The sequence below is a fragment of the Candidatus Methanodesulfokora washburnensis genome (assembly GCF_003947435.1).
Classification (GTDB): domain Archaea; phylum Korarchaeota; class Korarchaeia; order Korarchaeales; family Korarchaeaceae; genus Methanodesulfokora; species Methanodesulfokora washburnensis.
In genome coordinates this window covers 1-8,606 of the sequence record NZ_RCOS01000179.1, presented here as the reverse complement: position 1 = coordinate 8,606, position 8,606 = coordinate 1, and the positions used below count along the sequence as shown (strand labels likewise).

Below are 8,606 nucleotides of genomic sequence, written 5' to 3'. Positions count from 1 at the left end.
AGAGATTTTATGGAGGACTCATTCACGAGGCTTTCGTTCCCAATTTCAGCTGAAAGGCAGACAAAAGGCCTTCTGACAAGCAAGGTGATCCTCATTTCCTCAAGATTGTATGTCTTGCTCACGAGATCCTCCTCAACAGACCACTTGGGAACTGACCATCTGGGAGGGAGTGAGACGACAGCTTGAGAGAGCTCTGTATGAATCTCGGATCTGGAGGGCATGAAGAATAGAATTGAAAACAAAATTAAAAATATAACTAATATAAAGAATAATATTATCAGCTCCAGTATTCTCCGGGGTGCCATCAACAATCTGTGGCCATATGTTATATAAACTTTATGCAGAATATAATAAGGCTTAAATATTAGGAAGAACTGGGGGATGGATTTGTAAGGAATGCCCGCCATAATTGTGGGATGAGCGAGGAGGATTTGAGAGAGATAAGGAAAACACTGGAGCTGATAAGGAAGAGTCTGGGCTGGATCAGGTGGATTGCTGACATCATACTCATAGTATCAGTTTTGACATTCTCCACGGCTAAAGCCGGGAGATTCCCGGTTTGTCGGCCTTAGGCCTCATCCTACCGAGTTCAGGGCTGTGTCAAGACCGGGGCATAATGCCCTACCAGCCCCTGCTATGGGCATGTAGCCCATAGCCCGCTTGAGCATGTTCACCGGCGACTCGCCGAAGATATGAGGAGCACTCTTAATTTAAATTGACAATTCATCCCACGGTCAAAACCGTAGGCTTTCTTGTCGGGTTCCATGTAAAATGAAAAAGTGAGAATAATCCAAACAATAATTTCGAAATTTATATTGTTCTTAGTCTCTGGATGGGAAGCCCAGCAAATCCCAAAACCTTTTATAGTCTCCTCCTTTTAAGTAGAGGTGGGTAAGAAGGTGGCTTCCCCTATTCAAACGGCAGTGCCAAGGGTGATTGAAGAAAAATTGAAGGAAATATTAGCCCAGCCTAGACTTTTGACTTTTGATCAGCTCAAGTTTATTGCAACTGAAGTGTTGCCGTTAAGCTCACGATTACCCTCATTAGAAAGACTCGAAAAATGCCTGAGAAGGGACGTGTACAGGAGGAGGAAGGCCTATGAAGACAAGTATCACATAAATTGGGAATATACTCTACTGGATCCATTGAAAGAGATAAAGGGGTTGGAGTCGCTTTCCCCGGAGGAGAAAATAAAGAGGTACCTGAGGGCAGAAGCTCTTGCGGAATTTGAACTAGCTCATATACAACTACTAAATAAGTTTATAAATGGTGAAATAAACTATGACGAATATGAAAAAGAGATTCGCAATATGGCTGAGAGGATATGCGGTGAGCTGAGAATTGTATGAACCCATCGCTGAATCTCTTGCCCCTGAATTACTGAAGCTTTTAGAAAGAGTCCTGCAAGAATATCCGGATAAAAAGTTATTGAGAGATATTATCGTTACTAAAGTAGTGGAGGAATTAAATGAAGAAGCAAGGAGAGGACAACTGCCTCCAATGCCGCCAGAGTGGGAGATTAAACGTAGATTCGAGGATTATGTAGTTTCAATAAGTACATCCCTATTTAGATCTCTTAGAAGGGAGCGAGTTCAGGATCTCATAAAATCTTATGGAAGAGTGATTGTGTTAATTGGAGCTGGATTCTCCTCAGATGCAGGCATTCCACTGGCACGCTTTTTAAACAAAATCGACTTCAAGGAAGCATTGAAAGATAAGTTGAAAAGCGAAGAGTTCAAGAAAATTTTTAAGCAAGATATGGTGGAAAGAGAAGTCGTTAAGGTTACCAAGGCTCATGAAATTGTTGCTGAAATGTTTCATCACAAGGTTATAATAGAAATAATATGTCTTAATTGGGATGATTTAATAGAAAAGGCTTACCAACATATGTATTCCAGAAAGATTAGAAAAATTAACAGGGAAGAACAGCAACCCTCCGATGACGATGGTGATGGGTTCTACCACTATCTGTGGAAATTTCACGGTGATGTCGAGGATCTGGATTATGAATGGATATATCCAGGGATGGGGGGAAGGGTGTTTAGAGCCTTCCATCAGTACGTTCCTGAACTACAAAAACATGCCTTGGTTTTTCTAATAATCGGTTACTCGGAGCAAGAGGAGGAAATAAAGGAGGAGGTGATAAGACCTCTCGAATCCTCTAAATATATTCACACCTTTAGAATAGGTATGGATTTAAGATTATTCAATCAATATCCTAAGAATTATATAGTTGCACCAGCAGAATGGATTGTACCAGTTTTATTTGAAGAAGCAAGAAAATTAATGTTGTAATATAGTCCTTAAGTTTTCTATAAGTTTCTCCTTCCCTTGCCCTAGAGGATATAGGCCTTATGTGAGTTGTGCGCCAGCATCATCGCAGTGAGCAGTTTTGCACTCTTTCTATTCCTGTGTATAATGCACTTCTCTTGATAGAAGTGATTAAGAAGGGGGACTGCTGGAAAGCTCCTTGGAAAGGAAATATAAAAATATTGGAGCTTTTAGCTTCGCTGAATTTCTTTCGTTGACATTCTCCACGGCTAAAGCCGGGAGATTCCCGGTTTGTCAGCCTTAGGCCTCATCCTACCGAGTTCAGGGCTGTGTCAAGACCAGGGCATAATGCCCCACCAGCCCCTGCCATGGGCATGTAGCCCATAGCCCGCTTTGCTGAAACCCCTCCCCTTTTCAGCTCGGAGCCTTATTCCAGCCTTTGGACATCCGAGCGACACGCTCAACACAACTATCGTGAGTTTATATTTAAGCTTATCGGCAATTCATCCCACGGCTAAAATCGTAGGCTTTCTTGCCGAGTTTCGGTAAACTAGGAGTGTGAGAGCTCCCTGTAGAATGCTATCATCTTCCTCACAGCCTCATAGCAGTTCCCCTGCTTGTACAGGGAGAGGGCCTCATCCAGCAGGGCTTGAAGCTCAGCAGCCTTATCCTTGCTCAGCTTTCCAGCAGTGATGCGCTCATCCATTATGCTCTTGGCTATTCCATAGCCATACTCAACGTTTACCAAGGAGATGAACTCATGGAGGTTTATCGGGGTTATGTTTGAGCGCTCATGGAGCAGTTTTGCAACTCCCTTCCAGTCCGAAATATCCCAGGGTTGAGAGATCACAAGAAGGAAGGGTAGACCTCCTCCCAGATTAGATGGCACATCGATCAGCCCGCAGTACAGGCCAACATTGCTCTCGGGCCTGTACCATATCCTGAACTCGATGTTTGATGTTGTTCTGTCCAGAACAAAGCTCAGCTCGAACCACTGATACTTCCCCGCTTCTTTGAAATCAGATCCTGAAATTTCCCTGCTGGCTATTATCCTCCTCCCTATATCGGTGCATACATCAAGCGTTGCCACTTTCTCGCTTGTCATCCTGTCTATCTTCAGAAGGAAGCGTGCAGTGTACCTGCCTGCTGGAAGAGTGACATAGGGACCAAATGTATGGGCCCCTTCAAGCCTCTCCCCCGGAGCTGCATACCTAGCCATTCCTGTTGGAGAGCTCGGATCATCAACTTTTCTGGAAAAGCCAAGAAGGTCCTCAGCTGGGTTGAATCTGGGTTGAGGTCCCTTTTCATACATTTTCAGGGCCTCGTCCAGCTTCTTTTCAAATTCATGAAGGTTCCTGAAGTGAAGTGCACCGAAGAGCACGGGCATATAGTGTCCATCTGCCTCTATGTAGTAGAACGACTGGCCGTATATCTTGAAGAGTCCTGGCTGCTCGTTGTAATCCCGCTTGATAGCCAGAAGCATGTTTCCCATATATCTCTTGTACTTTGCTGCTGCATCATCGCTGTAGCCGAGAACCTCGACTATCCTCAGCCCGCTTAGCTTCATATAGGCCAGAGTGTGAGGCAGGTACTGATCCAGATAGTGAATGTTCGAGACGGGATAGATGTAACCCGCTCCCGATGGGCCGCAGACAAATGTGTCGTTTTCGCTCATTGTCTTTGCATAGTAATAAGCCATATAGGGCGCAACATCAATCAGGAATGGGCTCACAGTCCAAGCGACGGGAACTCCGGCTCTGAGAGACCAGAGGTTTATCATCTCTTGGTCGAACTGCAGATTGTCCCCATCTGTGATGTAGAAGGTGATGTAAACCCCTCCTTTTCCCAGTACCTCAGGTCTAACAGGTGGAAGGGAGAAATTCAGCTGAGCTGGAGGCTTCAGGTGCATCCAAACAGTTGGATTTGCGAAGTTCTTCGGGCCGAAGTTGTGCATCATCACGGCCACAAACTTCCCATATCTCGTCGCTAGGTCAACATAAGCCCCCTCCCCCTCCTCGTTCCATCCCATCACCATCGAATTGTTCGGCATCGCAGCCAGTATTCTCTCCATTAACGCTTTTTCCTCCTGATTGGACAGGTTCAGATAGACTGTGAGCAGCTTAAGGCTTACAGCATAATCCCTGCATGCAACTTGAGGCCAGCTTGTGTACTTTGGATATACTCTATATTCAGGACATGCCACAGCCAGCTTCTTGTGATCAACCTTGTCCCAAAGCCTCTCAAAAGCCCATTTATACGCTGAGACCCTGTCGCTGAAGTTGCCCCTGAGGTCAAAGAGCTTCTTCCTCACACCCAGATCCTCAAGCCAGCTTATCCATCCTGGATGGACAAGAACTGCATTGTAAACCCCGCACAGCGTTGTGCCCACGTTTATTGTATCTGGAAGAGAGGGATCATAGACAACATAGCCTGAGGCTTTTTCAGCAAAAATTCTGATCGCATCCTCCAGCTGCACAAAGGCGGTATCGATTCCAAGATCCCTCATGTTATTTAGCCATAGGGCATCAGTGTCCTTGAATATCACGTAAAGGCTGGGCCTCTCCCTGTTGGCCAGCCCCTGAATGGTCACCAATGTGAGCAATCTGGGATCAAGAACGCTTATATCTCTTGCATCCACGACAAGTAGCTTGTAATAAGCCAGCCTTTGCATAACATGTGTTATCAATGATTGAGTATCCTTGTGGCTTTTATAGATCTCGGCAAAGGCTGTCGCATTCCTGCTGTAGAGCTCCAAGCAGGGAAGCAGAACTGAGGCATTCCTTTGATACAGATCCATGACCAATTCCTCATATTCAGAGTAGAACCTTCTGGCTGTGCTTTCCCCAAAGCCCTTGGAAACAGAGTAGCTTATGAACCTCTCCTTAATGCTTCCGGTCACAGGTGATGGTTTGTATGTCAGGGCTCCTGCCATTAACAGCAGGAGAAACAGGATGATCACAACCACGAGCACGAGAAGGATCTTCCCAGTAGTGCCCACATGAAAAAGCCTTCGATGCCAATAAAAGCTTTTTCCGATAAGGCTGATAAAGATGTGAGAACTCCTTGAAGGGTCGATTATATGATAAAATTGCTGAGAGGGGAACCCAATAAATTTATTGGGCACGATCCAGCAAACTGAATATTAATGAAATGGACCCTCCAGCTAGTATGTTGATCACTCATTTTACAACGGCAGCCTTTAAACCTCACCATCAACCCCTTCTTTTATTTACAAAAGTAATAAAACCATTGTGAAAAGCTGCAACGGTTGCTCCCACCCTGCTATATTTCGTGGGAGCAAGGATGATAAGAGCAGGCATCATGACAATCATACCTTTGTGTATATTTCAATTCCAAACTCTTTTGCCATCTCAAGAGCTCTATCATCCGCGTAGGGGGTGACGATTACCAGCCTATCAGCCCTTACTCCGGTTATTTTCTCGTAGAATTCGGCTTTTCTCCTGAAAATTGGGATATCAGATGCCTTTACATGCGAGGATACCTCTATTAGCATGGTTTTCCCATCCTTAACAACATCCAGCTCTACATCACTAGGATGATCATAAACCATTCCCTCCTTATCTTTCTCAATCCATCTCTCAATCTTCACACCGAACTCCTTCTCTAATATCCCTTTTAATCCCTCTCTGAATGCTTCCTCAGTTTGGAGGCCCCATCTTGCCCCTAAGGCTGATATCCTTCTTTCTATAAGCTCAAATCCCCTGTTCATGTCCTCCCTAAGCTTGACAAGCTGCTCCTCATGTCTGTCAAGCCTTTTCAGAATTTCCTCTAGGCCAAGAAGTCCGGCTACAGCGTATCTGAACTCCTCATCCTCCTTTAGAAGCTTCAGGAATCTCTGCTTGAGCTGCGAGCTCATCCACTAAATTCACCTCTAGCATTTAAATAGTTAATTGCTCCTAAAAATAAATTATTAGAGCTGTAAGCAGAAATATGCACATGCTATTGTAGCAGCTGGCAGATTGGATGAAAGGCATCATCAGAAGAAGTTTATAAAGCGAGAATTAACAGGATAGAATGCAATGAAGGCAGAATGAGCAAGGTGGGCAGAATGGATTATCTAGCTCTCGCCTTACTGTCATTTGGATTATCTCTGGATGACTTCGGTCTTGCTTTTTCTCTGAGCCTGCTAATGCCAAGTAGAAATTTTAAAAAATTTATAGTTAATACAGGTAAAATAGCAGCTGCATTCTCCATATCAACCGCTTTACTGCCGTTGTTAGGCTGGCTGATTGGACTGGCAATATACAAATGGGTTGCTTCCTTTAGTGCTTGGATTGTTTTAGTTGTCTTTACACTGGTCGGGATATGGGTAATTAAAGAAGCTCTTGAAGAAGAGCAGCCCAAATTTGAGAAGATCTCGTCTTTTTGGGCGTTATCAGCCATGGGATGCCTGTCAAGTATCGATGAGGGAGCTGTGGGGATCAGTTTTCCATTTTTAGAAATTCCTATTATATGGATAATAGTTGCCATTATCATAGCTAACACTATTCTAATATTAATAGCAGTGCTCCTGAGCAGCTGGATAAAGAATTTGAGCAGAAGAATCCCGTCAATTCTCTCCGGCATAATTCTAATCACTTTGGGAGTACTGAAATTTTTGGAGCTGACTTCCGGGGTTTAAAAGCCCAACCTCACAGTATTAGCAAAAACAGCAATGTTTAATACATAGCATCCTTCTAAGAATAGCTTGTGGTGAGTGTGGGAATTATTGTCAAGGTGGATAAGCAAGGTAGAGTGGTCCTACCGGAGGATGTGAGGAAGACTCTTGGGATAGAGGGAGAGACTGAGATGGTGTGCAGGGTTGTTGGAAATAGAATCATACTTGAGAGATTTTCCGTAGAGGCGATCAGTAAGGCCTTCGCTGAACTGGAGGAAATTGCTCCAAGCCTAGATACAGAGGAGGTTGAGGAGAAGGATAAATATGTTGACAGGGAATATGCGCTACGCAAAATTGGGATTCGAAGTAATAGTTGAGGTTGCAATGTGACAGGGAACATTCGCCAACCACCTTTATAGATTATGATCTATTTAATTATTCTGGAGGATCAATATCTTATGATTTTAATAAGAATGATATACTCCTCATTTTTGGAAATAGAGAATAGGACTGGGAGATCATGACAGTGATGGAAAAAGCACACAAAGAATAAATCGCAAGATTTTTGTTTGCACATGACAGCTATGCAGGATGAAGTTCACGATAATCTTGAGGAAGGAAGAGGAAGGAGGGTATTCCGCTCAGTGCTTAGAGCTGCCTGGATGCATAAGCGAAGGAGAAACAAGGGAGGAAGCTTTAGAAAATATAAAAGAGGCAATTAAAGGTTATCTTGAAGCTTTTCCAGAGGAAGTTGAAAAAGCAAAGAGAAAGAAGGAGCTGGTTTAAGACCTCTCTATACATCGAGAAAAGGCTCTCTGGGATAGATCCTTTTAGTTTGAAGCCCGCTGTGAGCTTAACAGTCTCTAATGGCACTTTTTACACCCTCACAACCTTGCTAGCATGTAAAGCTTTTCAGACATTGGGGTTATTTAAGTGACTAAAGTTTATAAAGTTTATGCTAGAAAGAAGCAGTTCTCTGATCCCAAGCTGTATGCAGAACACTTTAAGATAATTAAGCTCTTGCAAGATTCAGAATATGAGTTTTGAAAAAAGAGGGCTATTGCCCTCCTAGTTGCCCTTTCAGGCTGTTTATCCTTTCCTCTAGCATTTTCAGCTCTGCTTCCAGCGTCTTTTTGTAGTTCTCCAGAAGGGATAGCTCCTGTTCTGGTGTGGGTGTTGGATAAGCAGATGTTGGATATGTGGAATAAGACCAAGGATACTCAGTATATGTTTGATACCAAGGATTAGACCAGAGATACCAGCAGGCCCCCCTTCCAAATATCCATCCGGGCCTCTGCCAGGGAGGCAGATAGCTAAACGGGCCCCTTCCGGGCCATGGACCCAACCAACCTCCTCTTCCATATCTCCACATCGTCTCACCCTTTATGTGCTATTGCACATAATACCTCAGGCTATATAAACCTTTCGTTAAGGATGCGTTTTTCGTTTTTAGTATTATGCTATTTATTAGTCGATTTTACTCTTAAATCAGAGAAGAGCTCCGATAAGTAAACCAATTATATATAATAGACCGAAGCTCCGCAGAAGAGCTGCAGTCATGGGATCGGCGGCCTCAGGAACTCTGCTCTTAAAAGTTCTGAGCAGATTGTACGCTTGAGGCAAGGTTAAAAATGCAAGCAAAGAGGTAAATGGCACAACATTCACTGCTGCAAGTGAGGCAAGGAAGAAATATGCTGAGAATATCTCTCCTGCATAA

11 protein-coding genes are annotated in these 8,606 nt (G+C 43.9%); 6 read left to right on the top strand and 5 right to left on the bottom strand.

Annotated elements, in window-relative coordinates:
• On the bottom strand, window positions 1–221 hold a 221-nt coding region (locus D6D85_RS15865; RefSeq protein ID WP_133308336.1), incomplete at its 3' end, for a hypothetical protein.
• A gap of 195 nt (window positions 222–416) precedes the next feature.
• Between D6D85_RS15865 and D6D85_RS16640 the strand changes: the two genes are divergently transcribed.
• From D6D85_RS16640 to D6D85_RS15855, 3 genes are all read left to right on the top strand, one after another.
• A complete protein-coding gene (locus tag D6D85_RS16640; RefSeq protein ID WP_161969938.1) occupies window positions 417–572 on the top strand; it encodes a hypothetical protein in 156 nt (51 codons plus the stop codon).
• A 315-nt stretch (window positions 573–887) separates the two neighbouring features.
• Window positions 888–1,349 carry a hypothetical protein gene (locus D6D85_RS15860; RefSeq protein ID WP_125673035.1) on the top strand — a complete coding sequence of 154 codons (462 nt, stop codon included), beginning with the start codon at window positions 888–890 and terminating at the stop codon, window positions 1,347–1,349.
• Window positions 1,342–2,295, top strand: coding sequence for a hypothetical protein (locus D6D85_RS15855; protein ID WP_125673034.1), 954 nt, complete (start codon window positions 1,342–1,344; stop codon window positions 2,293–2,295). The genes D6D85_RS15860 and D6D85_RS15855 overlap by 8 nt, the downstream gene beginning before the upstream one ends.
• Before the next feature lie 526 nt (window positions 2,296–2,821).
• Here D6D85_RS15855 and D6D85_RS15850 read toward each other — a convergent pair.
• Entirely contained in the window at window positions 2,822–5,269 is a 2,448-nt protein-coding gene (locus tag D6D85_RS15850) for a GxGYxYP domain-containing protein (RefSeq protein WP_125673033.1), read from the bottom strand.
• Window positions 5,270–5,599: 330 nt separating this feature from the next.
• Entirely contained in the window at window positions 5,600–6,148 is a 549-nt protein-coding gene (locus tag D6D85_RS15845; RefSeq protein ID WP_125673032.1) for a PD-(D/E)XK nuclease family protein, read from the bottom strand.
• A gap of 174 nt (window positions 6,149–6,322) precedes the next feature.
• Between D6D85_RS15845 and D6D85_RS17280 the strand changes: the two genes are divergently transcribed.
• The 3 genes from D6D85_RS17280 (at window position 6,323) to D6D85_RS15830 (ending at window position 7,675) form a co-directional block, all read left to right on the top strand.
• Complete coding sequence (locus tag D6D85_RS17280; RefSeq protein ID WP_125673031.1) at window positions 6,323–6,913, top strand: manganese efflux pump MntP; 591 nt, start codon at window positions 6,323–6,325, stop codon at window positions 6,911–6,913.
• Window positions 6,914–6,984: 71 nt separating this feature from the next.
• Window positions 6,985–7,266, top strand: coding sequence for an AbrB/MazE/SpoVT family DNA-binding domain-containing protein (locus tag D6D85_RS15835; RefSeq protein ID WP_161969936.1), 282 nt, complete (start codon window positions 6,985–6,987; stop codon window positions 7,264–7,266).
• A 214-nt stretch (window positions 7,267–7,480) separates the two neighbouring features.
• Complete coding sequence (locus tag D6D85_RS15830; RefSeq protein ID WP_125673029.1) at window positions 7,481–7,675, top strand: type II toxin-antitoxin system HicB family antitoxin; 195 nt, start codon at window positions 7,481–7,483, stop codon at window positions 7,673–7,675.
• Between the two features lie 271 nt (window positions 7,676–7,946).
• Here D6D85_RS15830 and D6D85_RS15825 read toward each other — a convergent pair whose 3' ends face one another.
• Both D6D85_RS15825 and D6D85_RS16635 read right to left on the bottom strand, forming a co-directional pair.
• Window positions 7,947–8,261 carry a DUF5320 family protein gene (locus D6D85_RS15825; RefSeq protein ID WP_125673028.1) on the bottom strand — a complete coding sequence of 105 codons (315 nt, stop codon included), beginning with the start codon at window positions 8,259–8,261 and terminating at the stop codon, window positions 7,947–7,949.
• A 116-nt stretch (window positions 8,262–8,377) separates the two neighbouring features.
• Window positions 8,378–8,606, bottom strand: a 229-nt coding sequence (locus D6D85_RS16635) for a hypothetical protein (protein WP_373695753.1), incomplete at its 5' end; no start/stop codon positions are given.

Coding starts and splice junctions, on each gene's coding strand:
- D6D85_RS15845 (WP_125673032.1), bottom strand. CDS start 6,148: ATGAGCTCGCAGCTCAAGCAGAGATTCCTGAAGCTTCTAAAGGAGGAT.
- D6D85_RS17280 (WP_125673031.1), top strand. CDS start 6,323: ATGAGCAAGGTGGGCAGAATGGATTATCTAGCTCTCGCCTTACTGTCA.
- D6D85_RS15825 (WP_125673028.1), bottom strand. CDS start 8,261: ATGTGGAGATATGGAAGAGGAGGTTGGTTGGGTCCATGGCCCGGAAGG.
- D6D85_RS16640 (WP_161969938.1), top strand. CDS start 417: ATGAGCGAGGAGGATTTGAGAGAGATAAGGAAAACACTGGAGCTGATA.
- D6D85_RS15830 (WP_125673029.1), top strand. CDS start 7,481: ATGAAGTTCACGATAATCTTGAGGAAGGAAGAGGAAGGAGGGTATTCC.